Below are 22,413 nucleotides of genomic sequence, written 5' to 3' on the forward strand. Positions count from 1 at the left end.
ATCAATGACATCAGCTTCCGCCCAGCCTTCCCCATCTCGCCCCGGTATTCTGGTGGGGTTAAAAGCGGAAGCACGCCTTATCCGCACTATTTTCCCTCATGCTGCCATTGCTGCCAGTGGTGCCACACATGCAGGGGCAAAGCGGGAAGCAGCCAGATTGGTGGCCAGCGGGGCTGATTGCCTGCTCTCCTTTGGCTTGGCAGCGGGGCTAAACCCAGCGTTATCTGCTGGCACCATTGTTATTCCTGAAAAGGTTTCCTGCTGGGGTACAGATGCCGTGTGTGATGCCACCTTACGCCATATTCTGGGGGGAGATCAGGCTGGTGTACAGGGTGGTACGCTGCTGCATAGTGATACTGTTGTGATGGACGCCGCCCATAAGGCACAGCTTTTTGCGCAGTCTCATTGCCCGGCATTGGATATGGAAAGTGGTTTCCTCGCCAAGGCAGCAGAAGACGCTGGTCTGCCTTTTGCGGTACTGCGGGTTGTGTGCGATCCGGCAGACCGCTCCCTACCTCCCATTGCAGGATCTGTTCTTTCTCCTGAAGGGGGGCTGCAAATCGGCAAATTGATATGTGATGTCGTGCGCCACCCAACACAGATTGGTGGGCTTATTCACCTTGGGCAAGATGCCGCTTTGGCACGTAAGGCCATGATCTCGTTTCTAACGGCACAGGCACAAATGCCAGCTTTCAAACGGCTTGCTGGCAGCTAATTCGCTTAGCGTCCGTCCATATTGGATACAATTTCATCTGCGTCCTCATCATCGGAGGACGCTTCAAAACTTTCCCAGACATTCTGTGGGACCGGGCGATTGAGAAACACAAACCCGGCCGCTACCATGATAGCGCCTGAAACAGGGAACACCCATCGGAAAGCCAGCATGGCCCAGCTATCTTGCGGATGGCTATATGCTACCGCCATCCAGCCGGTAAAGCACATCAGCGTAAAGCCACCACCCACTAACAAAGCAATGAGCAGAATGCGCCTGACGTAAGGTGACGCCAAGGCGCTTTTCTGATTTGGATTACTGTTTGAAGGCACGGGCAAGGAAGTTCTGCGTTTCAAGTGATACGGGCAAAGTGGTGTTGGTAAGAGCAACACCTTTCCACCCAGCCCCAAGAGCCGTGTACAGATTTACCGCATCACGCAGACGTTCCAGCTTGGCGAGAGCTTCCATGTTTTGCGCGTTCAAGGTTGTGCGTTCGGTTGTCAGCACTTCCAAAAATCCTACCAGACCAGCACCATAGAGTTTACGCGCGCGCTCACTGGCAGTTGCACTATCTTCTGCGGCTTTATGCAGTTGTTCGGCATATTCAATGTCATCATGCCATGCAGCCATGGCATCTTCAACTTCCTTAAAGCCCTGCAACACTGTCTGACGATATGTCAGACGCGCGGCTTCTGCCGCAGCCTGTGCTGCACGAACTTCTGCCGTCATCTTGCCGCCGTGCATCAATGGCATGCTGGCCATCAGCAGGAACTGCCAGCTCATGGCATTTGCCTGAAACGCCTGATACATGGCGGATGCATTGGGGTTAAAGGTGAGCGGCACCACAAAGTGCGGATACAGGTTGGCAACAGCCACGCCAATCTGAGCCGTGGCTACAGCGTATTGCCGTTCTGCCATACGGATATCCGGGCGGTTGGCAATAACAATGGATGGCAGTGTGGCAGGAAATTCCGGCACAATTGGCAGAGGCCGCGGTATCTTCAGCTCCTCTTCCAGCTCACCCGGCATTTTGCCCAGCAACACGGCAATGGCATGCGTTACTTGTGAAACACGTGTTTTAAGCGGCTCACGCGCAGCAATCTGCGCATCCATTTCTGCCTGAGCCTGTGCAATCTGCAAGGTGTTGCCCACACCTTCCAGATACAGCTTGTTAGTCAGGTCCAGCGCATCCTTGGCAACGCGAATGTTATCTGTGGCGATCTTGATCTGAAGCTGTGTTACGCGCAGCAACATATAGTCGGACGCAAGTTCGGACAGCAGCCCCATCAGCAATGCGCGGCGGCCTTCAATATTGGCTTCAACCTGATGTTCATGCGCTTCCACATCACGGCGGATACGCCCGAACATATCCAGCTCCCACGATGCCATGACACCATAGGTAAGCATGGAGGCTTCTGGCCGATTCTGGGGATTACCGGGGCGGATTGGCCAGTTATCGATGTTGATGGAATAGCGCACATCACCACCGCCCATATTAGCATCCATTTGCGGATACCACTGCGCGGCAGACCGATCACGAATAGCCCGTTCGGCCAGAATACGCTGCCCGGCAATCTGCAGATCGTAGTTGCCCTTAATGGCATCCTCTACCAACCGGGTCAGAATGGGGTCTTTGAACAAAGACCACCATTCCGTCATTTCCTTATTGGTGCGTTCGATCTCTTCAGGTGTAGCCGGATGCTCCTCTTCCTCCGTCTCCTTGAACGCTGCCGGAACCTTCATGCGGTCTGGCTGATAATTTGGCCCTACGGTACAGGCTGACAACAACATGGATGTTGCCAGAAACAGCCCAAGGCGACGACGACCCTTCATGTTCTGTCTCATGTCCTGCGCTTACAGATGATCTTGAAGCCAGGTCGTCAACTTTCCGCGGCGGCCTCTGGGTTCAGGGCCTACGCTCACAGTTGCCGTCATACCTGCTGCCAGCGTGACACTATCGGGCACGTGGTCAATGTGAATACGTACGGGAATACGCTGTGCCAGACGTACCCAGGTGAAGATCGGGTTTACATCCTGTAGCCCAAGCTTATCCGGTGTGCCGTTGGTATCGTTAATACCACGTGCGATGCTGACAACGTGGCCTGTAAGGATCGGCTTATAGCCCATCAGCTTAACGCGGGCTTCATCACCCACGTGTACGCCCCACATCTTTGTTTCTTCGAAATACCCGTAAACCCAGTAGGAGTCGGAATCGATAACAGCCATACGGGCCTGCCCGGCAGAGGCGTAATCACCGACTCGCAGGTTCAGGTTGGTAATGTAGCCGTTGACCGGAGAATACAGAACCGAACGCTGCAGGTTCAGTTTAGCCACATCCAGAGCAGCGCGTGCTGCATCAACAGATGCAATCTGCGTAGCCACATTGGAGTTAAAGACTTCCTGTTCTTCGGCCGACACAATGCCACCCAAGCCCATACGGCGGCGGGCATCGTTGCGTTTCAGCTTCAAATCTTCCAATGCGCCATCAAGCCGGGCCTGTGCCTCACGGATAGCAAGACGGAAACGCACCGGATCGAGCACAAACAGGGGGTCGCCCTTATGCACGAACTGGTTATCCACGATGGGAATCTGCACCACGGTGCCGGAAACTTCAGGCGCCACGTCTACAACGTACACACGCACACGGCCATCTCGGGTCCAAGGTGCAATCATATACACGTTCCACAGGGTAATCCCCAGAACGATGGCCAGTGAGACGACCGCAAGGGTCAGAACAACTCGTATCAGGGTGCGCAGAAGGGGCATTGCGGAGACTCAAAAGCCTTTTCGGGTCAGACGTAGAGGATCAGCAGGCAAAGGATACTGACGTATAACGATACTTCAAACAACGCGATATGCCAGAACCAGCCCAGAAGGCCGCTCCACCACAACACGAAGCGAACAAACATTGTAATCGGCAGCGCCGCTAGGGCGTACACGACAATAGGTGCAATAAAAACACCAAAAATATTGAATTCAGCTAGCATGGCACTGTTCTGGAAACTGGCATTACCGCATGCCTCTTTTATCACCACCAACGGTATCTCGGTGGTTTTGGGCGGCTTGCTCAACCCGGTCAAGAACGCCGCAGCATTCTTCCAGCTCTTCGGTGGAAACATCTTCAGTCAGGCGGGCTGTCACTTCATCAGCCACACGGCTGACAAGAGCCGCAACACTGCGCCCTTCTTCCGTAATACTTACCAGTTTGGAGCGGCGATCTTCTTCATCCGTTTCACGCACCACGTAGCCGCGCTTTTCCAGCACATCCAGAAGCCGCACCAGTGAAGGGGCTTCCAAGGACAGGGAGCGGGCCAGATCTGTCTGGCGCATGGGTGTTTTGGAGAAGTTAAGATAATAAATGGGCCGCCATGTGGCGTCTGTCAGGCCAAAGGCCCGCAGATCGGCATCAATCTCCCGCCGCCACACAGCAGCAAGACGCGCCAGCCGGTATCCAAAGAAACGGCGGGGCTCATTGGCCATAACGGGATGATGATTCGGTTCCATTCCCTACCCACACTAGTGAGCGTGCAAACAATTTGCACACTCACGAAAGACAGCGCCATCATTTACAGAAAAAATCCTGCGCGCCAATGCAAATTTGGAATGGAACCTATGGTTTCGTCCAGAGTGGACGATTTCAGTCCTTTTTCCGCCGTACAACGTCCCACACTTTGCGAGATCCGCCGCGGCCCATGGCTGTTGCAACGGTTGCCGTTACAGCTGCCATGGTCATGGAGTCGCGCATCATGGTGATGTTGCGGTCACGGGCAATGCGGGCTTCCACTTCCTGAACTGTCAGGTAAGAGCGGCGGCCAAACAGTACGCAAACCAGAGCTACAAAGAGATCCAGACCGAATACTGTAAAGGCCGCACCCACTGGGCCAAAATGGCCTACAAAAACCAAAAGCACCCAAAGGAGCCCATGCCCTGTAATCAGGGCAAATAGTCCAAATACTGCCGCCATTGCCAACAATACGGCCTGCTTGCCGTATCGTATGGCCATCTGTTGCATCAGGTTGGACTGAGCATTCAGGGCGGATTTACCAAGATCAAAGATACGCATGGGCTCCGAGGCTACCTTTGTTCAGATGACGCACAAGCGTCAGCGTGACAGACGCCCAAGGATAAAGCCCACCACGCCGGAAATGGCAATGGACAACCAGGAAGACTGACCACGATTACGCTTAGCAAGATCGCTTTGTGCATGATCGGCCAGTTCGCGCGCATTGGCAACCGCCTGCTCCTTCAGCGTGCCGGCTTTATCCCCTGCACGGCCCAGTGCTGGCACCAGATGCTGGGTCACAAGGCGTTCAAGATGTGCTTTTACGGCTTCCAATTCGTCCCGTGCCGTGTCGGCTGCGGCTTCGCCTGCTGCTTTTACTTCTTTGATTTTATCTGAAGACATGAAAGAAACCTCCGTTTACCTGCCTGAAATATAGTGCACTTTACTTCTAACCCACGGAAAGGGACATAGTTGCATGCATACCACGCATGGCTCATCCACAGCACTGGCGGTTCACAATCTGGCGTTCTTTCATAACGCACAACCGCTCACGCTTTCTCTACCGGCGGGAAGCTGCACAGCCATACTGGGAATCGGGCAGGACAATGAAGATCTGACCTGTCTGGCAGAAACATTGGCCGGCAGACGCCCCTGTACGGTTGAGCAGATAGAAATTAACGGCACACCATATAACTTAGGCACATCTGGCCATAAAAAACTGGCAACAATAGGCCCGCACGCGCCCTTGTTTCCGCATATTTCCGTTTTGGACAACATTCTCCTGCCCCTCCGCGCCAGTGGCACACTCCATAAAGCTGAGGTCTCACATCGCGGAGCTGAAATACTGGCCCTAACAGGGTTGGAAGCCCTGCGTGCCCAACCGGCACGCACACTTAATGCAGAACAGATATTTCGGACCCAGCTCGCCCGTGCCCTGATTACACAGCCTGAGGTTGTGGTTCTGAACCAGCCTTTCGAAAAAATGGATCAGCCCACCATCCGGCGTGCAATCACGTTTTTGGACCGGTTACGCCACGCCATAGGCTTGAGTATTCTACTGCTTTCACGGCAGAAGCAGGATTGCATGATGGCGGCAGACCAGATTGGCGTTATGCAAAACGGCACCCTGTTACAGATAGGAGATGTTACCACCCTTCTAAACCGCCCGGCTTGCCTGAGCGTGGCGGAACAGTTTGGCGATGCCAATGTTATCAGCGGCAAGGTACTTCTTATAGAAGATGACATTGCCGAATTGCGCCTACCATCGGGCGAAACGGTGGAAGCCGTGGCCGATTACAATCTGGAAGAAAATGACCTTGCCAGCATTTGCATCCTGCCTGACCGTCTTTCTGTTCTATTTCCTCGTTCTGGCGTTATGGAAATCGAAGATAAAACAGATATTGTCTGCACCCTTGTTTCGGCTCACCACATTGGCCACGCCATTGCCATGCGCTTTCGCACCTTGGATGGAACAGAAATTATAGCACATCGGCCGTTAGTCCATTTGCCGCGTGAACTCCGCCCTGGCAACAAGGCCATATTGGCCTGGCAACCACAGAACGCTATCGCCTTTCCGATGGATGCAAAATAAGGCTAAACTCATCTGCCTTTATCTGGCTGCACTTTATGCGCGAGGTTACCCTGTTTTCTTTTTCTTTCCTGCACGGTCGCTCCAGCGGGACACCGTCACCCCATCCTCGGAAACAAGAGCCTTCTGCCGGGACCATCTCCCGACGGAAAGCCCTTCTGGCTGGGTTGGGCGGCGGCGTAATCTCTCTTGCCCCTCAAATAGTTCAGGCGCGCCCTGTGCGCAGACATACGGTTGCACATACAGACACTGCCTTAAGGGTGCTGACATTTTCAGGCAGGATTTGTGAGATACAGAAAAAAATCCTTTTTGCCGGATATACGCGCCAGACACATCACCGCATCATCACCTCTGGATGGGACGGTTCTCTGACCGCCCTTCAACAGCAGGAAAAAACCAACCCCAAACATTGGGCTGCGATCATGATGGAAAACAGCAGTCTGGCGCTAGGTGGCAGCGCAGGCTTGCTTGCCCCCCTGCCTGAAGATGCAGCACAACCCAATTATTCAACCAGCATTGATTATGCCATTGCGTGGGATAGCTCGCGTTTTGATACGCCCCCCAACTGGGCTGATTTTTGGGATGTTGCCCGCCACCCGGGACGGCGCAGCCTGCGACGCGACCCCCGCACCACATTAGAAATTGCCCTGCTTGCTGATGGCGTGCCATCTGAAATGGTGTACCGCACACTCAACACCCAAGACGGGCTAATGCGCGCCTTCCGCAAACTGGATCAGTTACGGCCTTATATTGTGTGGTGGTCCACCCCAGAAGAAGCCGCACAGATTTTAAAAAGCGGCGGCGCTCTTATGGGGCTTGCTCCTACAGGGGAAATGCTGAACACAACCGCGGGTGATACCAAACGGTTTGGCATTTGTTGGCAGCAACGCCTGCAAATACGTTACGGATGGGGTGTGCCGCATAGTTCTGCCTCCACGGCTGCCGCACTTAGTTTTGTATCATGGCTTGATCAGGCACAGCAGCAGCAAGCATTTTCCAACGCGTGGCCGTCTTTACCATCCATGAAAGACATGACGGTGGATAACAACTTACGCCATCTGGCTGCGCCACTTGTTGTTGATGATATCTTCTGGATAAATCACTTAAACATCATTGCAGAACATTTTGAACAATGGGCGCTCCGCAAGTGATCCCTTCTCTGATGCATATCCCATTGCCTTATTCCTTTTTATGGGGATTTACCTGCATAAGCATGACCAGCATGTTTCTTATGTTTGTTCTGCTCATGCTGGCATTTGCCACACATGCAGGGCGCATTTTTTATATTTCATTCTTTATGTTGTTTATTCCCACAACAGTTCTTGGTATTTTTCTGCCTGTTGTTCTTAACGCACCTTATACTCCTTTTTTACAGGGCGCTTTAAGCCTGCCCCTGCTTGCCCTTTGGCCGCTGGCCAAACTCGAAACCCTACCAGAAGCATGGAGCGCGACAGCACGTGAATTGGGAGCCAACAGAAGCACATGCCTACAGCTTATTATCTGGCCCCTTCTTAAAAAACCTTTAATAGCAAGCTGCTTTCTTTCCCTCTTTTTTGGCATCACACAATGACAGCACCTTTTTGGGAAACAACCCCACTTACAGAAATGACTACAGAGCAATGGGAAAGTTTGTGCGATGGATGCGGTCGCTGCTGTTTGCACAAACTGCGTGATGATGACACAGAAGAACTGCATTACACATCTGTCGCGTGCCGTCTTCTGGATGTTAAAACCTGCCAGTGCACAGATTACGCACAACGCCACCGCAAAGTGCAGGATTGCATTACTCTGACACCAAAGATGATTCCTGAACTTGATTGGTTGCCACCAGACTGTGCGTATCGCCGCCTTTCAGAAGGGCGCGGTCTGCCACAGTGGCACCCATTGCTAACGCATACAGCTGAATCTGTTATTTCTTCTGGTGAATCTGCTGCCGGACGTTGCATAAGTGAAAGACGCGCAGGTGCATTGGAAGATTACATCGTCAGTTGGCCTGGCCTTCCTGCTGAGGAATCTCATTAAAAATCTTTGCCCAGAAAGATGTTTTCTTGAATTTTAAAGAAAATCCCTCTTGGCCAGATACGATTATGTTGGAAGGGTATGGTGCTGCCAAAATAATTTGGCGCATTTCAGCCAAAGCCAAACGCTGCATCATACGGATTTCTGCAAAAGAACAGGCTATTCTTGTTACTTTACCCAAAGGTTTTCCCTACACACAGGCCTTGGCATTTGTGCAAAAACAGACGCAATGGATTACAACGCGCCTTGAAAAATTAGTACAAACACCGCGCTTTGCTATCGGCTCCAATATCCCTATTCAAGATAAGAACTATACAATTTGCCATGCACCAGACCGCAGAGGAGGTGCATGGCTAGAAAATGAGTGTCTTTTTGTAAGTGGAGATCCCTCTTTTCTTGCGCGCCGCGTAGAAGACTTTCTCAAACAACATGCAACCAAAGTTCTTGCTCAAGAAATGCACCATCTCGCCCACACTGTTGGGCTTACCCCTAAACGTTTAGATGTGCGCGATACATCCAGCCGCTGGGGCAGTTGTTCATCTTCGGGGCGTATAATGTTGTCTTGGCGCCTAATAATGGCACCATTTTTTGTACGCCATTATTTGATTGCCCATGAATTAAGCCATCTACAACACATGAATCATAGTATCCAATTCTGGAAAATGGTCGACACATTAACCCCTCACAGACAGCAAGCAGAAAGCTGGCTGCAACATTTTGGACCTGTTTTACAAGCTGTTCGATAAACATGCTGTTGCAGTTATCTCCGACCATGCTAAAACGCTTTCAACCACCATAGATGCACCATGGCATCTGCGCGAACTTGGCGGAATGGTAGACGCAGGAGACTTAAAATCTCCAGTCCGTAAAGGGCGTGCGGGTTCGAGTCCCGCAGTTCGCATACCTTAAGGCGTTGATTTCATTGAGAAAATCTGAAAGCGGTGAAGTGTAAACCCGCTTCTCCACAGTCCTTCTCCAAAATGGAGAAGTTCTCAATGCTGGCTCTCGTGGGCACCCACTACCATTTCCGCCGCGTCGTCCCCGTTGCCTTGCGCCCCCTCTTCGGCAAAACTGAATTCTGGATTTCCCTCAAAACGGGAAGCAAATCAGAAGCCCGCCTCTCGGCCATGGCTCTTCATGCCCAGACCAGCGCGCTTTTCAGGACGGCCCGCCTTATGACTGACCCAGCCCAGAAGAAACCCATCACCAAAGACGACCTTCTGGCGCTGTATCAAGACATCATCAAAAAGCAGAAAGAGGTCATAGAGACCAACGAGCGGCATGCCGCAGAACAGCTCAAACTTGAGCGCTACCGCGCCAGCATGACCCGCTATGAAGACCTTCTCAAGACAAGAGCCTTCATCACCTATTCCTCAGAGGCCCTGGAACAGCTCAATCAGAACATGACCAGGCTGCGACAGGACATGATAACGGGCACAGCGCAGGACAAGACCAGCCTTGCCCGCAAGACCGAAGAAATAGACCGGCTTCATGCGACCCTGGTCAAACTGTTCCAGACTGGCCCGGCTTTGTCTCAGGCCCCCGGCGCTGTGCCGCCGTCCCACCAGTTAGCCTCGCCTACCCCAACGCCGACTGCCCCGCCCTCTCCCCGCCTGACAGAAGCCCTCCACCTTGCCTTGCTGGCGGATAGCCAGAAGAGTGACGCCACCAAGAAAGAAACTGCCCGCACGGTGGCACTGTTTGTGCAGGTTTTTGGCGATAAGCCGGTTAAAGAAATTACCGGACGGGTAGCTGGGGAGTTTCGAGATCTGCTTTTCTCCCTCCCAACTTCCTACGCCAAGGGCAAGCAGGAGAGGAATTTAAACGCCGAGGTCGAGCGGGCACAGGAGCTTGACCTGCCGACCCTCAGTGGCAAGAGCGTGAAGAACCACTTCATGCGCCTCTCAGCCCTCTGGAACCAGCTACTCCGCCGCGAGATTGCAGACAAGAACCCGTGGAGCAACTGGGACTTTGACCTGACCAAGCGCAATCCCCGCAGGGCATGGACTGATGACGAACTGGCCCTGCTGTCCTCTTCAGCATGGACCTGTAGCACCATCTCGCAAGCCACCTTTGCAGGCATCACACTGGTTGCCGCCTATAGCGGTATGAGGCTGGGAGAAATCTGCAACCTGCGCAATGAGGATGTTCAGGAGGTTGACGGTATCCCCTGTTTCCTTATCGGCCCTCACCCCGAAGACAAGTGGGCTCCCAAGACGGAAGCGGGCACCCGTAACGTGCCCATCCATAGTGCCTTGCTGGACTGGGATATTCTGGATTTCAGGAAAAACGGCGAGAAATTCCTGTTCCCGGAGCTGAAAACACCCAAAAGTGGCCCGCGTGGCACTGACTTTGGTCGGAATTTCTCGAAGTTCAAAACAACGATTGGCCTGCCTGCCGCCATTACGTTCCATAGTTTCCGGCACACGGTGTCTACCCGTCTCCGTAATCAGGCTGGAGACCTCAGAGAACTCTGGATTGATGCCCTGCTTGGTCATGAAGCCAGCCATAAGAGCCAGGGTGCCACGACCTATCTCTCCGGCATTGCAACGGAAAATCTCAAGCAGACCGTGGAAGCTATAAGCTATCCGACACTCTGTTTAAGACGGAATCTATGGCTTCTTAGGAGGGCAAGCGGAAAGTCTGCTTCTGAAACGCCAACACATGAAAGCCGACATCTATATACTCAGTGTTGCGCACGCCTTGTCCCTACACCTCGGGGGCAATCTCTCTTCCCGCCTGTACCTCGGGGTCATTTTCAAAAGCGTGCAGAACAGAGGACCAGAACGCCCTCAGGCTTGGAAAACTGCCCCAATTAGGTGGTTCTTCAACATCCGCAGTGGGATTAATACCGAGTACGGCCCAACTGACGCGATCGATGTCCGCATCGCCATAGGCCAGTAACGTCGTTAATTCGTCGATCGTTTGCGTTTTGAATGGCAGATTATATGTGCGAGGTCCCCATTGGATAGCTTCCGCTAGCGTGTTTCCAAACATATCGGCATCTTCACCCAAACAGTTGGCCCCCAGACTAGTCAGGCACGGAAACTTGTCAAGAATGTCATATTTAGTACAGGCGGACAGTATGGACATAATAATTCATCCATTGTGTTCTTTTTTGGTAATTGTAACAAGGAGGCGGTGTGCGGCTTTGCGTTGTCGATTAGCACTCTCGATCACGATAGCTCCCTTTCCCACGAGATATCCTTCGACGTCGACTGAACTTCCATTTGCGGCGCTCTTGAGCCAGGCATCAATCTTATGGGAGTTAGCTTTGAGAACCCGGTGAATAGCACGTTCAGCCTCTTCCTTCGAAGTGAAGAATGAAACGACAGGGCGTTTTTCCTTCGTAAACCGGCGTTCGATATATTCGTCGCTTGGATCGACGTGCTTTAGCAGGACATGACCCCCTGCCTTGCGATTATGTGGCGGTGCCTCATGGTGTTTGAGATCGAGCCGTTTCTGTCGATGGGGTGAGAGAAGGTTCTGGTTGGTAGGCGTTCTTGTCGGTTGAGAGGCATAGGGGGAAGGTCGGTGGAAGTGCTCCGCCGTGATATCGGCATGCCGGAAGGTCAGTCGGCTTGCATCCGCCGATGCGACGCGAATGACCCGAGTTGCCGCAAAATGTCCTGCCGCATGCAGCAGGCCTCCGGGGATCAGTGCGTCTGCGGCCGCACCTGCCAGACCCGCAACAGTGGGAGACGCATGCGCCTTCAGGGCTGCGGCGCGGACCGCACGTTCGGTCCGCGTTTGTGGTGGTGCGCCAGTATTCCACGCACGTCGTCCGGCGGTCATCATATCAACGCCGTGGGCTGCGAGCGCAAGGCCGCCCACTTTGCTGAGCAACGGTTCAGGGGCGACCAGAAGGCCAGTGGCCCCGGCCATTTCAGCCGCCCCGAAACCGATTGTGGCCAGACCTTCGGCTCGGTTGAAAGTTTGCTGGCTCGGCAGGTAGCGTCTGACGATGCTGACAAGCTGATGTTCGCTCATGACAAATGTCAGAGCGGGATGTTGGTTGGTATTCGACATGGCGTGTCCTGAAAACGCAGACACAAAAAAAGCCCGCCGGTGAGGGCGGGCTTTACGTGTCACACGGGTGATCCGCACCGTGGCTATGCCATGGCGTTTTTGGAGTGGATCATAATTTTGTGGGAAAGTCTGGATGAGTGAATATCACTATCCGAACTGTATTAAATATGTAGTAAAAACTGCGCGTGGATACCAGATGGAAAACAGGTCGACTGGATTCCAGCAATGTCCGGTTTTGTAAAATTGTTAACCACACACAGATGTCCGAAATGAGGCGGTATCCGCCTCTCTATTCCTTCCTGATCAGTTCCAGACCCTCTTCATATGTCGTCACGGAAAACTCGGGAAAATGATATTTGAATTTGGTTGAGTCGAAGAGATTGTCCTGCTCATAACGGGGCAGTAATTCCCTGATCTCCCGCACCTTTTTTGAGAAAATGCCTGCGATGATCAGTGACCATTTTCCAATGACCGAATAAGCGGGGGATCGATCGAAAATCCTGCTCGCCATGGTAACAAATGTCTTGTAAGTCGGCCGCTCGTCACAGCACGGCAGATGCCAGGTCTGCCCGAAAGCTCCCGGTGTATTGCCCAGCGTTGCGAGCGCGCGGCTCGCATCCGGCGTCCAGATGAGGGTCCGGCGGGTGTCGTCACGGACAGGAACTAGGGGCCTTTTACCTGCTTTCAGCCTGTCAATGATCAGGGCGTTGGTGAAGCTCTGGGTTTTCCCCGGGCCATAGAATTCCGGTGCGCGGGCAATGAGCACGGGAATGTCTCCGCGTGCCATTTCCTGCAGCACCATGGTGGCCATTGCCGCGCGCACCCGTCCTTTCCGGCCAACTGGCGCAAAGCGCGTTTCCTCCGTCTGGATCTGGCTGTTCTGCGGATACATGTAGGTATTGTCGAAATAGGCAAAGCTGGCCCCCGCCGCCCGGCACGCCTGCAAGGCATTCCTCAGCATGACGGGAAACCGTTCTTCCCAAAGTTTGCTGTCAGGGGGCAGGCCGGCCGTAAAGTAGACGATCCGGCTGCCTTTTACTGCCTGTGTCGTCTGCTCTGCATCCAGCAGGTTCGCCGCCATGAGCGTATCGTCTTCGTTGACCTTGCGAGGATTGCGACTCACAAGCCGCAACTCCCCGGTATGATGCTGATGCAATGTCCGCGCCAGTTCCGTGGCGATCTGGCCATTTGCACCCAGTATCGTCTGCATGTGAGGCTGCCTCCATGATGTCAGGTAGGTTTGCCTTTACACCATTAACCTTGAAGTCAGATTTAATGTCAAACCACAGATTGACCTTCAACCGGGCTTGAACGTTACAGGGCAGTGGTCAGAAACGCTGCCGCATGGGAGGGGCCAGCCATGAACCGTCGTATCCTTCACGTTGTTACCAACACCGCTCATTTCGGCAATTCCGCGCATCCGACCGGATTATGGCTGTCGGAACTGACGCATGCGTGGGACGTATTTGCCGCCAGCGGTCATGAACAACGCATTGTCAGCCCAAAAGGCGGCAGGGTTCCGCTTGATCCGCGCTCATTGAAATGGCCGATGCGCGATGCCTCCGCCAGGGCCTGGCAGGCCGATCCGGCAAAAATGGCCCTGCTGTCTTCAACATATTGCCCCGCAGACATCAATCCGGGTGATTACGATGCGATCTACTTCACCGGCGGTCATGGCGTGATGTGGGATTTTCCAGACAATGAGGGCCTTCAAACCATCACCCGCGCGCTATGGGAAAAGGGCGGTGTGGTCTCCGCTGTCTGTCATGGATATTGCGGACTGTTGAACACCCGGCTTGCAGACGGTTCCTTTCTGGTCCGGGGTCGGAAAATCACCGGGTTTTCGTGGACCGAGGAGAGGCTGGCAGGTGTCACACGAGAAATTCCCTACAATGCGGAAGCCCAGATGAAGGCACGGGGCGCGTTTTATGAAAAGGCGTTGCTTCCGTTCATGTCCCATATCGTGACGGATGGACGGCTGGTGACGGGACAGAACCCCTTTTCCGCCAGAGCGACGGCAAGAAAAGTGGTGGCGCTTCTGAATAAGGCTTAACGGGAGGCCGTCTTTTTACGGCGGCCAGAGCTTACTGACTGACGGCGGTCCGTCGCATCCAGAAGGCGGATATCGTCCGACGTGACGTCGAGGGCTTCGGGATGTTCCGCAAGCATGTTCGTCAGGACACGATGCGCGTTGGCCGCACAGTCCATGTCGTCAGGGCGTGCCTGAATATCCTCGATCAGGCGGAGCAGATGCACCCTGCTCTGCGTCAGGCGTGCCTGCAGCGCTTCGATATCTGCAATCTTGCGTGTCAGGGCATCCATCAATGTAGCATGGTCCCAACGCGTCAGATCAGAGGGCAGCAGGGCGCGGATTTCGTCCAGGGTAAACCCGGCTCTCTGCGCCGTTGTGATAAGACCCAGAATGGTCACGGTCTGAGATGAATAGGTTCGGTATCCGTTGGACCGACGGTCAACCGCTTTTAGCAGTCCAATGCGCTCATAGAACCGGATTTTGGAGGTCGTAAGACCACTTTTCTGGGCCAGTTCCCCAATCCTCATGTCCGGTTTCCCATTCTAAATTCATCTTGACGTTGAACTTATGTTCAACGTTAGCGTCTGGGCAATATCAAGCTCTGAATTGTTCAGGAGATGTATCATGTCATTCGTAACGACGTCCGACGGCACGGAAATTTTCTACAAGGACTGGGGACCGAAGGGTGCCCAGCCGATCGTCTTCCATCATGGCTGGCCGCTCAGCGCCGATGACTGGGACACGCAGATGCTGTTTTTCCTGAGCAAGGGATTTCGCGTGATCGCGCATGACCGTCGTGGTCATGGTCGCTCGGCACAGGTGAGCGACGGGCACGACATGGATCATTATGCGGCGGATACATCGGCCGTTGTCGAACATCTCGACCTGAAAAATGCCATCCATGTCGGACATTCGACCGGCGGGGGCCAGGTTGCCCGCTATGTCGCGAAATATGGTCAGCCTCAGGGACGTGTTGCCAAGGCCGTGCTCATCAGTTCCGTGCCGCCCCTGATGGTTCAGACGGACCGCAGCCCTGAAGGCGCACCGATCGCTGTCCTGAACGGACTGCGTGCGGGGCTTGCGGCCAATCGCGCGCAGTTCTTTCTCGATGTGGCCAGCGGGCCGTTCTACGGCTTCAACCGCCCGGGAGCTGAAGTTTCGGAAGGCACGATCCGCAACTGGTGGCGTCAGGGCATGATGGGCAGCGCCAAGGCCCATTACGAGGGCATCAAAGCATTCTCCGAAACGGATCAGACCGAGGATCTGAAGGCCATCACAGTACCGGTGCTCGTGCTGCAGGGTGATGATGATCAGGTCGTGCCTTACCAGAACGCGGCGGTCCTTCAGGACAGGCTGCTTCGGAACAGCACGCTGAAAATCTATCCCGGTTATCCGCACGGCATGCACACGACACATGCAGGCGTCATCAATGCAGATATCCTGGCGTTCATTACTGGATGATGATCGCATCATAACGATGTGACGTTTAGCGTCAGCAGGTAGCGTCTGGACTCTCCATCTGCCCTGTTGTGAGTTCAGTTCCCGAAATGTCGCCGCGCAGAAATCTGTCCGTCGATGTCGGCTTACGGTATCCTTAAGCCTCTTATTCAGATTGGGAACCGGTTCATGAGAAATTTGTTCTTTTTTCGTTCCTTGCGGGGAAATAGATTACCTTAGTCTCCATGGGGTTTGTGTCAGGAGCCAGCAGTGTCCAATGGCTACCCGTTGGGTGCCCTGGACAAGCTGGCAAGGGGGAGTGCCTCCCCCGTTGACCCCCACAAATAGGGAGACTGAAACCATGCCTGAAATCCGAACGTCCCGCCTCTCCGTCAGGGCCAGACCTGACGAACTCGACCGATGGCAAGTCGTCGCACGACGGGCCGGGCACCACACCACCGCCGCGTGGATACGCGCTTTGTTGCGTGATGCCGAGTTCGCAGGCCAGGAAGGCGACCTGCTCCTTGCTGAACTCAGAGGCCTACGGGGCGACCTTGCCCGCATTGGCAACAACCTCAACCAGTTAGCACATGCCGCCAACCGTGGCGAAGCGGTCGCCTGTGCCGCCACCCTGGACGACATCGACGCCCTGAAAGAGAGAACTGACAGGCTGTTGCGTCGTATCCGTCCTGCATCCCGGCAGACGATACATTGACCTTGCCCTCACAGATGTGTGGCCATGATTGTCAAGGAAACCCGCATCAAGACGGGCAGCGGCCATAAAGCCCTTGCCGCCCATGTCTTACGGGGGGAGAAAAACGAAGCCATTCTGGTGCGTGAAGGCAGCGAATACTGGCTTAAAGACTGGGTCAGGGAAGCACGCCGTGAAGGCCTGACCTATGGCCTCCGCCATATTGCCTTCAATCCCGAACAGGTCATGACAGACACTGAACTGTCAGGTTTTGCTGACCGGCTTTGTGAGGAACTTGGAGCGAATAAAGCCTCTCGCACCCTTATCATTCACCAGAAAGACGGCAAGAGGCACGGGCATCTTATTCTGCCGGAATGGCAGCACAACCATGTGCTGAGTAGCTGCTTCTCCTATATGCGACTGGAGAAGGTCGCCCGGTTAGAAGAAATCAGGCTGGGACACCCTTTAATAGCAGGGCGTCATGACGCAGCTATTGCCAAGGCCTTGCGCAAAGAGGGTAAACAGAGCGAAGCCGAACTGGTGGAAGCCCTCATACCAGAGGATACCTCCCTCCCCCGTGCAGCATACACCTCACAGGCACGCCGCATGACAGAACGGCAGGCTGTGGATTTACCGGCTTTGAAGAAAGAGATTACCGCCCTCTGGCAGCGTTCTGGCGAGAAGCTCCCGGCCTTCCGCCGTCTGTTACGGGAGCAGGGGCTGGTCATGCGTGAAGGCGAGAGACAGGCCACCAGACCAGGGGCGCATATTATCGAGACAGCAGACGGCACCCTGATTGGCTCTTTTACCCGGCTGACAAAAACACGCATGAAAGACTTCCGTGCGCTTCTGATGCAGGAAGCCTTGCCAGCAGAAGAACCCCGCCGTGTGCGCCCTGTTGCCGCCCGTGCCTGCCGGTTAAGCCCGCTTAGCGCCAGACCGCCCCTCGCCCTTCCACCGGAAGCGATGATTATGCCATTGCGTACAAGGCAGAGGCATCGTCCTACAGTGACCTCACTCAACCAGACACACCACCTTAACCCGGGCTTTGCCCACTACCTGGCAGACTGGAAAAAAGAGGTGGCGCGCTGTGAACAGATTATCCGCCAGAACCCTCTGTCCGTTTATGGGCCTGTGCCAACACGCGACCAGGTCTTCCAAAACGTCCTTAAAGAAACAAGGAAACTCCGCTTACAGCTTAAAAGCGCCAAGGAAACTCTCGACCTGGCGCATCAGGAACGCAAGGCAGCCTATGCGTCCCTGTTCGGGGGCCTGACCGAACGACGGAACAGGGCAGATGAGGCTTTTGAAAAGGCCATGCTTGTCCTTGCTGAAATCCTCTTCCATCTGATTGAGACCCTGCTCTATCTGTTCGGCCTGCGGGCAGAACCACCCCCGCCCCTCACCTTGCCGGTGCCGACAGAACGGGAACGCTCGTTAAAAAACTATTACAAACAGGAAAGAACATACGTGGCGGTGCTTCTCGATAAAGAGAGAAGACTTGACCTGCTCCGCGTCCTTTACCGGAAATCCATGACCCGACGGCAAGAAGAGCAAAGCAAGGCTGAAACTGCCTATAAGCCAACCCTCGAAGCCGCTCACAACCGCTTACGCCAGCTCAAGCAACTGCCTGGCCAGCACAAAGACCTTGATGAGGCCACACGAAAAGCCTTCTTCCGGGCTCAACATGCCGGGGAGCTTGAACAGGCTCTCATGATTCTCAGAACGCAGCCCTATAAAACAACCCACCCCAGAAAGGAGTTTTTCAGGCCCGAAACAGAAGCCACAACCTGGCAAAAACCCGCACCGAACCCGCAGTTAAACCGAAAGCTCTCTTCCACCCCTTCACCGTTTTGAACGTTTTGGGAAGTCTCTTGACGAGACCTTATTTCTTCTCCAAAGTTCTTCTCATAAATCGTTACCGGGAAGGACGCCTTTTAGCGTTTTTCTTGATGAAATCATGAAGGTTTCGAACGTAACTCACCCTCTTCTCAGGGTTCGAGTCCCGCAGTTCGCACTGCTAAGCACTTAAAATATAACAGTAAAATGAGAATTTGACAGGTCTGCGGGATTTTCCCGTTTGTCTTCCCAGAATGGGAAACCCAGAAGCTTCGAGGAGAGGCAAACTGGCTGGCGGCCATGATTGTGGATATTCGCAGAAATCAGACACTGGCACAACAGGCCGGAAACCTTCCGGCATCGTCTTCAGCTCCTCTTGAAGGAGGTGGGCGCAGAAGAAAAGCCTGTTCCTGTTAAATCGTCCTCCCCTCGCCTGTCGGTGATGGCGGAAAAATTCATCTATGCTGACACAGTGGCCGGTGAGTTCTTCGACCTTCTGGCATCTCTGCCCGCCACACATGGCAAAGGAAAAACTGTTCTCCCTCTGCGCATGGTGATTGCTCAGGCCAAAGAGCAGGGGCTGGAAACTGTTAGTGGCAAAACAGTGAAGAACCATTTCTCGCGCATGTCCTCACTTTGAAGCCATCTTGCTCAGCGTGATCTTGTAGATAAAAACCTATCGGCAGACTGGGACTTCAACGTTACCAAAAATATTGTACGCAGAGGATGGACTAATAGAGAATTGGCTTTGACTTGCAAGCACACAGTGTTCTGATGCTGCAGTCTCACATCGGACTTGGGCTGGCATTGTCACAATAGGCATGTTCACGGGCATGCGGTTAGGCGAAATCTGCAACCTCAGACATCAAGACATAGAAGTGATAGAGGTAGTTCCCTGCTTTCATGTTCATCCTCAGATGCCGAAGAATCTGTTCGATCACGGCACTTTCGCATCAGAGACACAGTCGCCAGTGGACGTTTTTCCTGTCACCAAAATGGACAGGCAGGTCACGCCAGGGAATGCTGGCACGGTAACGATACAGAACCGCTCCCATAAACAGACGGTTATCGGCAGATGTTCCGCCGACATGACCTTCACAACTCAGAAGAAAATCTTTTACTGGCCGACACTTACTTGCAAGAGCATGGTGAATCACTCTAGGCGACTCTCTCTACCCGTGGATGCGGCTTATTCAGCATGGAATTACCGAAAAAATTATGGAACACCTCAAAATTCAAATATAGAAAAATAAATTTCTGCACAGCATGGAAAAAACAATAAGAATATTCAATAGTTTTCTCCCTCAAACAACATTACGCTGAAAAGACACCTCATCGGTACCGATTATGTTCTTATCTATGACACAACTAAGAAGATACAAAACAAACGTCTGCCTAAATAAAGGCAGACGTTTCATCTTGGTTTACTTTACGGAAAAATATTAAAAATTTTCTAAACAGACAAAAACCGAGTAAGCAAATCAACATCAACATTCGCTTTTGTTGTCTGATGTACAATATTTCCACCTTCAATAACCAAAATACGATCTGCAATATCAAGGGCAAAACTCAGAACTTGCTCTGACACCATAATGCTCAGCCCACTATTATCACGAATTTTTTTCAAAGTATGCGCCATCTCCAGAATGATAGAAGGTTGTATGCCTTCTGTTGGTTCATCCAGCAAAAGAACCTTGGGGCGAGTTGCTAAAGCACGCGCAATTGCAAGTTGCTGTTGTTGCCCACCTGAAAGATTACCCCCTCTTCGTGATCCCATTTCTCTCAAAACTGGGAAAATATCATACAAATTTTCAGGAACAGACTTTTCCCCACGAACAAATAATCCTGTTTCAATATTTTCCTTTACCGTCATGGTAGGGAATATCATGCGCCCTTGAGGAACATAGGCCAAGCCGACTTCAACACGCTTATAAGCAGGTAGGTAGGTAATCTGCTTACCATCAAGAAAAATACTACCTTCACGAATAGGAAGATTGCCAATAAGCGATTTCATGAGAGTTGTTTTTCCCATGCCATTACGCCCCATAAGAACCACAATCTCACCATGCCCAATCTTTAGATCAACGCCATGTAAAACTTCACTGGCCCCATAAGCCACATGTAAACCCCGTACATCCAAAAGTGGAGTACCTAGCGCTGGTATATTCATGACATCATTGTCTGATTTAGTGTCCAAGATACACCTCCACAACTTTTGGGTCATTTTTTACATGCTCCATGGAGCCATCTGAAATAATACGTCCCTGATGAAGAACCGTAACACGATGGGCTATTTTTTCGACAAACCCCATATCATGTTCAATGACAAGAACTGACCGCGATTGAATAATACGCTGAAGAAGTTCTGCCGTGCGCACACGTTCGCTTACGGTCATACCTGCAACAGGCTCATCCAACATCAAGAGTGCAGGATCTTGAATCAATAACATTCCTATTTCTAGCCACTGCTTCTGACCATGACTCAGATCCGCAGCTTTTCTATCTAACTGTCTATCAAGAAAAATCATTTCCGAAATTTCTTTTATTCTATATATTATTTCCTTATTTCGTCTAAAAAACAGTGCCTCAAAAACACTTCGCCCTGAGGGATAGGATATTTCAAGATTTTCAAAAACTGTAAGATCTTCATAGACAGATGGCGTTTGAAATTTACGCCCCACCCCGGCCCTAACAATATCGTATTCTTTCAACCTGGTGAGTTCACGCCCTTCGAACTGGATTGATCCTGATGTAGCTTTCGTCCGCCCACAAATCAAATCCAGAACTGTTGTCTTTCCTGCACCATTTGGGCCGATTATGACCCGAATTTCTCCTTTTTCTAGCTGAAAGGAGAGGTCATCAACGGCTTTAAAACCATCAAAAGATACACTGAGGTTTTCAACAGAAAGTAGAGGATCATTCTGTATAGTCATCGCACATCCCCTTATATTGCTTTATCTACAGTATGAGGGGTTTGCCTACCATTCCCCCTTAGAATACGGCAGACATATGGATCAATATAATTCTGATAAAGACTAGCTAACCCACCAGGCAAAAAAAGAACAATTGCAATAAACAAACCTCCCATTGCAAATGTCCATATTTCAGGAAATGACTCTGAAAAACTTGTCCGCGCCCAGTTTACCAAAAGCGTACCATACACGGCGCCAACCAATGAATTGCGACCACCCACAGCACAGTAAATAACCATTTCAATAGAAGGCACAATGCCAACAAATGTTGGGGACATAAACCCAACTTCCAGCGTGAAGAGAGCTCCACCAATCCCAGCCATAGCGGCGGCCAATGCAAAAATAAATATTTTAAAATTTGCAACATTATAACCAGAAAATCTTACACGATCCTCCTGATCTCGCATTGCACGCAGAATACGGCCAAGTTTACTTTTGCGTACAAAACGTAACAACAGCAGGCAAGCTAAAAGCAAAACAACACCTGCATAGTATAGAATATATTTTGCATGGTCTGTACGAATATCCCATCCATCCAGCGTACGAAGGTCCGTAATACCATTTACACCTCCAGTATATCCTTGCTGCCCAACAATAAGGATAGTTAAAACAGATGCAATTGCTTGCGTAATAATTGCAAAATATGTTCCACCAACACGACGTTTGAACATTGCTGCGCCAATAACAACAGCAAGAACTGCTGGAACTACCATCATTGCAATAAGCGAAAAAGATAGACTATGAAATGGCTTCCAGAACCATGGCAACGCCGTAATCTGGTTCCAATCCATAAAGTCTGGAATACCCGGTGTAGACTGGTTCTTCGTAGCCTCCAACGTAGAAGCCTGAAGCTTCAGGAACATGGCCATACAGTACCCACCAAGCCCAAAGAATATTCCCTGACCAAGACTAAGAATTCCTGAATCACCCCAGCATGCAACCAAACCTATCGTGACAAAAGCATAAGTAAGATATTTGCCAATAAGATTAAGGCGGAACGCATCCAACCCCATTGGCAATACAATTAGGAGAATGGCAGCCAGAATTGAAAGAAAAAGAATATCCTTGCGGTTCTGAAGCGAGAGCATGTT

The 22,413-nt window shown here is 52.2% G+C and carries 26 protein-coding genes, 1 tRNA gene and 1 pseudogene; 13 read left to right on the plus strand and 15 right to left on the minus strand.

Translation table 11 applies throughout. From position 1 onward, the window contains the following. The first annotated feature begins 4 nt into the window (after positions 1–4). Positions 5–715, plus strand: coding sequence for a phosphorylase family protein (locus FCN51_RS18250; protein ID WP_310258148.1), 711 nt, complete (start codon positions 5–7; stop codon positions 713–715). A gap of 5 nt (positions 716–720) precedes the next feature. Here the strand turns inward: FCN51_RS18250 and FCN51_RS18255 are convergent, their stop codons facing one another. The 7 genes from FCN51_RS18255 to FCN51_RS18285 all read right to left on the minus strand — a co-directional run bounded on the left by FCN51_RS18255 (position 721) and on the right by FCN51_RS18285 (position 5,117). Next, complete coding sequence (locus tag FCN51_RS18255) at positions 721–1,008, minus strand: hypothetical protein (protein ID WP_231111112.1); 288 nt, start codon at positions 1,006–1,008, stop codon at positions 721–723. A gap of 19 nt (positions 1,009–1,027) precedes the next feature. Then, on the minus strand, positions 1,028–2,557 hold the full coding sequence (locus FCN51_RS18260; RefSeq protein ID WP_064776021.1) for an efflux transporter outer membrane subunit: 1,530 nt from the start codon (positions 2,555–2,557) through the stop codon (positions 1,028–1,030). Between the two features lie 9 nt (positions 2,558–2,566). Next, positions 2,567–3,478, minus strand: coding sequence for an HlyD family efflux transporter periplasmic adaptor subunit (locus tag FCN51_RS18265; protein WP_003625609.1), 912 nt, complete (start codon positions 3,476–3,478; stop codon positions 2,567–2,569). A gap of 26 nt (positions 3,479–3,504) precedes the next feature. After that, positions 3,505–3,699, minus strand: coding sequence for a DUF1656 domain-containing protein (locus FCN51_RS18270; RefSeq protein WP_019088863.1), 195 nt, complete (start codon positions 3,697–3,699; stop codon positions 3,505–3,507). Between the two features lie 22 nt (positions 3,700–3,721). Beyond that, on the minus strand, positions 3,722–4,216 hold the full coding sequence (locus tag FCN51_RS18275; RefSeq protein ID WP_003625605.1) for a MarR family winged helix-turn-helix transcriptional regulator: 495 nt from the start codon (positions 4,214–4,216) through the stop codon (positions 3,722–3,724). 133 nt (positions 4,217–4,349) lie between these two features. After that, positions 4,350–4,775 carry a phage holin family protein gene (locus FCN51_RS18280; RefSeq protein ID WP_003629184.1) on the minus strand — a complete coding sequence of 142 codons (426 nt, stop codon included), beginning with the start codon at positions 4,773–4,775 and terminating at the stop codon, positions 4,350–4,352. 39 nt (positions 4,776–4,814) lie between these two features. Beyond that, complete coding sequence (locus FCN51_RS18285; protein ID WP_003625602.1) at positions 4,815–5,117, minus strand: hypothetical protein; 303 nt, start codon at positions 5,115–5,117, stop codon at positions 4,815–4,817. Between the two features lie 73 nt (positions 5,118–5,190). On the opposite strand from FCN51_RS18285, the gene FCN51_RS18290 reads away from it, so the two are divergent. The 7 genes from FCN51_RS18290 (at position 5,191) to FCN51_RS18320 (ending at position 11,141) form a co-directional block, all read left to right on the plus strand. Further along, positions 5,191–6,306 carry an ATP-binding cassette domain-containing protein gene (locus tag FCN51_RS18290; RefSeq protein WP_160256535.1) on the plus strand — a complete coding sequence of 372 codons (1,116 nt, stop codon included), beginning with the start codon at positions 5,191–5,193 and terminating at the stop codon, positions 6,304–6,306. Positions 6,307–6,341: 35 nt separating this feature from the next. After that, positions 6,342–7,454 (plus strand): extracellular solute-binding protein, encoded by a 1,113-nt coding sequence (locus FCN51_RS18295; protein ID WP_160256536.1) that lies wholly within the window; start codon positions 6,342–6,344, stop codon positions 7,452–7,454. Beyond that, positions 7,436–7,873, plus strand: coding sequence for a spermidine/putrescine ABC transporter permease (locus FCN51_RS18300; protein ID WP_160256537.1), 438 nt, complete (start codon positions 7,436–7,438; stop codon positions 7,871–7,873). Before FCN51_RS18295 ends, FCN51_RS18300 begins: the two co-directional genes overlap by 19 nt. After that, positions 7,870–8,325, plus strand: coding sequence for a YcgN family cysteine cluster protein (locus FCN51_RS18305; protein WP_003625594.1), 456 nt, complete (start codon positions 7,870–7,872; stop codon positions 8,323–8,325). Before FCN51_RS18300 ends, FCN51_RS18305 begins: the two co-directional genes overlap by 4 nt. Positions 8,326–8,390: 65 nt before the next feature. Then, positions 8,391–9,068: a M48 family metallopeptidase gene (locus tag FCN51_RS18310; RefSeq protein ID WP_012812358.1), complete on the plus strand. Its 678-nt coding sequence runs from the start codon at positions 8,391–8,393 to the stop codon at positions 9,066–9,068. A gap of 71 nt (positions 9,069–9,139) precedes the next feature. Further along, a tRNA-Leu gene (locus tag FCN51_RS18315) sits at positions 9,140–9,223 on the plus strand. A gap of 94 nt (positions 9,224–9,317) precedes the next feature. Further along, positions 9,318–11,141 (plus strand): DUF6538 domain-containing protein, encoded by a 1,824-nt coding sequence (locus FCN51_RS18320; RefSeq protein ID WP_236661384.1) that lies wholly within the window; start codon positions 9,318–9,320, stop codon positions 11,139–11,141. Here FCN51_RS18320 and FCN51_RS18325 read toward each other — a convergent pair. The 3 genes from FCN51_RS18325 to FCN51_RS18335 form a co-directional block, all read right to left on the minus strand. Continuing rightward, positions 11,032–11,415 carry a hypothetical protein gene (locus tag FCN51_RS18325; RefSeq protein WP_076027020.1) on the minus strand — a complete coding sequence of 128 codons (384 nt, stop codon included), beginning with the start codon at positions 11,413–11,415 and terminating at the stop codon, positions 11,032–11,034. The genes FCN51_RS18320 and FCN51_RS18325 overlap by 110 nt on opposite strands. A gap of 6 nt (positions 11,416–11,421) precedes the next feature. Then, entirely contained in the window at positions 11,422–12,351 is a 930-nt protein-coding gene (locus FCN51_RS18330; protein ID WP_236661386.1) for an RNase A-like domain-containing protein, read from the minus strand. A gap of 289 nt (positions 12,352–12,640) precedes the next feature. Then, positions 12,641–13,561: an SDR family oxidoreductase gene (locus tag FCN51_RS18335; RefSeq protein WP_160256538.1), complete on the minus strand. Its 921-nt coding sequence runs from the start codon at positions 13,559–13,561 to the stop codon at positions 12,641–12,643. 150 nt (positions 13,562–13,711) lie between these two features. Between FCN51_RS18335 and FCN51_RS18340 the strand changes: the two genes are divergently transcribed. Continuing rightward, entirely contained in the window at positions 13,712–14,404 is a 693-nt protein-coding gene (locus FCN51_RS18340) for a type 1 glutamine amidotransferase domain-containing protein (protein ID WP_160256539.1), read from the plus strand. Here FCN51_RS18340 and FCN51_RS18345 read toward each other — a convergent pair. Continuing rightward, on the minus strand, positions 14,401–14,910 hold the full coding sequence (locus FCN51_RS18345) for a MerR family transcriptional regulator (RefSeq protein WP_160256540.1): 510 nt from the start codon (positions 14,908–14,910) through the stop codon (positions 14,401–14,403). The genes FCN51_RS18340 and FCN51_RS18345 overlap by 4 nt on opposite strands. 97 nt (positions 14,911–15,007) lie before the next feature. Between FCN51_RS18345 and FCN51_RS18350 the strand changes: the two genes are divergently transcribed. From FCN51_RS18350 to FCN51_RS18365, 4 genes are all read left to right on the plus strand, one after another. Then, a complete protein-coding gene (locus FCN51_RS18350) occupies positions 15,008–15,844 on the plus strand; it encodes an alpha/beta fold hydrolase (RefSeq protein ID WP_160256541.1) in 837 nt (278 codons plus the stop codon). 337 nt (positions 15,845–16,181) lie between these two features. Continuing rightward, a complete protein-coding gene (locus FCN51_RS18355; RefSeq protein ID WP_160256542.1) occupies positions 16,182–16,535 on the plus strand; it encodes a plasmid mobilization protein in 354 nt (117 codons plus the stop codon). A gap of 24 nt (positions 16,536–16,559) precedes the next feature. Continuing rightward, positions 16,560–18,368 (plus strand): hypothetical protein, encoded by a 1,809-nt coding sequence (locus FCN51_RS18360; protein WP_236661388.1) that lies wholly within the window; start codon positions 16,560–16,562, stop codon positions 18,366–18,368. Between the two features lie 367 nt (positions 18,369–18,735). Further along, a complete protein-coding gene (locus tag FCN51_RS18365; RefSeq protein WP_160256543.1) occupies positions 18,736–18,990 on the plus strand; it encodes a hypothetical protein in 255 nt (84 codons plus the stop codon). Positions 18,991–19,315: 325 nt separating this feature from the next. Here FCN51_RS18365 and FCN51_RS18370 read toward each other — a convergent pair. The 4 genes and pseudogenes from FCN51_RS18370 to urtC form a co-directional block, all read right to left on the minus strand. Continuing rightward, a pseudogene (locus FCN51_RS18370) lies at positions 19,316–19,507 on the minus strand (transposase); the annotation flags it as partial. 296 nt (positions 19,508–19,803) lie between these two features. Further along, positions 19,804–20,520 carry an urea ABC transporter ATP-binding subunit UrtE gene (urtE, locus tag FCN51_RS18375; protein WP_160257160.1) on the minus strand — a complete coding sequence of 239 codons (717 nt, stop codon included), beginning with the start codon at positions 20,518–20,520 and terminating at the stop codon, positions 19,804–19,806. A 16-nt stretch (positions 20,521–20,536) separates the two neighbouring features. Next, a complete protein-coding gene (gene urtD / locus FCN51_RS18380; protein WP_160256544.1) occupies positions 20,537–21,283 on the minus strand; it encodes an urea ABC transporter ATP-binding protein UrtD in 747 nt (248 codons plus the stop codon). Between the two features lie 11 nt (positions 21,284–21,294). After that, the gene (gene urtC, locus FCN51_RS18385; protein ID WP_160256545.1) at positions 21,295–22,410 is read right to left on the minus strand and encodes an urea ABC transporter permease subunit UrtC; all 1,116 of its coding nucleotides are present in this window, start codon (positions 22,408–22,410) and stop codon (positions 21,295–21,297) included. Positions 22,411–22,413: the final 3 nt, after the last annotated feature.

It is taken from the genome of Acetobacter pasteurianus (assembly GCF_009914215.2).
Lineage (GTDB): Bacteria > Pseudomonadota > Alphaproteobacteria > Acetobacterales > Acetobacteraceae > Acetobacter > Acetobacter pasteurianus.

What these genes read in the sequence shown, in the direction of transcription:
- FCN51_RS18265 (WP_003625609.1), bottom strand. Translation starts at nt 3,478, where the DNA reads ATGCCCCTTCTGCGCACCCTGATACGAGTTGTTCTGACCCTTGCGGTC.
- FCN51_RS18305 (WP_003625594.1), top strand. Translation starts at nt 7,870, where the DNA reads ATGACAGCACCTTTTTGGGAAACAACCCCACTTACAGAAATGACTACA.
- FCN51_RS18275 (WP_003625605.1), bottom strand. Translation starts at nt 4,216, where the DNA reads ATGGAACCGAATCATCATCCCGTTATGGCCAATGAGCCCCGCCGTTTC.
- FCN51_RS18340 (WP_160256539.1), top strand. Translation starts at nt 13,712, where the DNA reads ATGAACCGTCGTATCCTTCACGTTGTTACCAACACCGCTCATTTCGGC.
- FCN51_RS18285 (WP_003625602.1), bottom strand. Translation starts at nt 5,117, where the DNA reads ATGTCTTCAGATAAAATCAAAGAAGTAAAAGCAGCAGGCGAAGCCGCA.
- FCN51_RS18260 (WP_064776021.1), bottom strand. Translation starts at nt 2,557, where the DNA reads ATGAGACAGAACATGAAGGGTCGTCGTCGCCTTGGGCTGTTTCTGGCA.
- FCN51_RS18250 (WP_310258148.1), top strand. Translation starts at nt 5, where the DNA reads ATGACATCAGCTTCCGCCCAGCCTTCCCCATCTCGCCCCGGTATTCTG.
- urtD (WP_160256544.1), bottom strand. Translation starts at nt 21,283, where the DNA reads ATGACTATACAGAATGATCCTCTACTTTCTGTTGAAAACCTCAGTGTA.
- FCN51_RS18280 (WP_003629184.1), bottom strand. Translation starts at nt 4,775, where the DNA reads ATGCGTATCTTTGATCTTGGTAAATCCGCCCTGAATGCTCAGTCCAAC.
- FCN51_RS18335 (WP_160256538.1), bottom strand. Translation starts at nt 13,561, where the DNA reads ATGCAGACGATACTGGGTGCAAATGGCCAGATCGCCACGGAACTGGCG.
- FCN51_RS18330 (WP_236661386.1), bottom strand. Translation starts at nt 12,351, where the DNA reads ATGTCGAATACCAACCAACATCCCGCTCTGACATTTGTCATGAGCGAA.
- FCN51_RS18270 (WP_019088863.1), bottom strand. Translation starts at nt 3,699, where the DNA reads ATGCTAGCTGAATTCAATATTTTTGGTGTTTTTATTGCACCTATTGTC.
- FCN51_RS18355 (WP_160256542.1), top strand. Translation starts at nt 16,182, where the DNA reads ATGCCTGAAATCCGAACGTCCCGCCTCTCCGTCAGGGCCAGACCTGAC.
- FCN51_RS18300 (WP_160256537.1), top strand. Translation starts at nt 7,436, where the DNA reads ATGGGCGCTCCGCAAGTGATCCCTTCTCTGATGCATATCCCATTGCCT.
- FCN51_RS18350 (WP_160256541.1), top strand. Translation starts at nt 15,008, where the DNA reads ATGTCATTCGTAACGACGTCCGACGGCACGGAAATTTTCTACAAGGAC.
- FCN51_RS18325 (WP_076027020.1), bottom strand. Translation starts at nt 11,415, where the DNA reads ATGTCCATACTGTCCGCCTGTACTAAATATGACATTCTTGACAAGTTT.
- FCN51_RS18345 (WP_160256540.1), bottom strand. Translation starts at nt 14,910, where the DNA reads ATGAGGATTGGGGAACTGGCCCAGAAAAGTGGTCTTACGACCTCCAAA.
- FCN51_RS18310 (WP_012812358.1), top strand. Translation starts at nt 8,391, where the DNA reads ATGTTGGAAGGGTATGGTGCTGCCAAAATAATTTGGCGCATTTCAGCC.
- FCN51_RS18320 (WP_236661384.1), top strand. Translation starts at nt 9,318, where the DNA reads ATGCTGGCTCTCGTGGGCACCCACTACCATTTCCGCCGCGTCGTCCCC.
- urtC (WP_160256545.1), bottom strand. Translation starts at nt 22,410, where the DNA reads ATGCTCTCGCTTCAGAACCGCAAGGATATTCTTTTTCTTTCAATTCTG.
- urtE (WP_160257160.1), bottom strand. Translation starts at nt 20,520, where the DNA reads ATGAATATACCAGCGCTAGGTACTCCACTTTTGGATGTACGGGGTTTA.
- FCN51_RS18295 (WP_160256536.1), top strand. Translation starts at nt 6,342, where the DNA reads ATGCGCGAGGTTACCCTGTTTTCTTTTTCTTTCCTGCACGGTCGCTCC.
- FCN51_RS18290 (WP_160256535.1), top strand. Translation starts at nt 5,191, where the DNA reads ATGCATACCACGCATGGCTCATCCACAGCACTGGCGGTTCACAATCTG.
- FCN51_RS18360 (WP_236661388.1), top strand. Translation starts at nt 16,560, where the DNA reads ATGATTGTCAAGGAAACCCGCATCAAGACGGGCAGCGGCCATAAAGCC.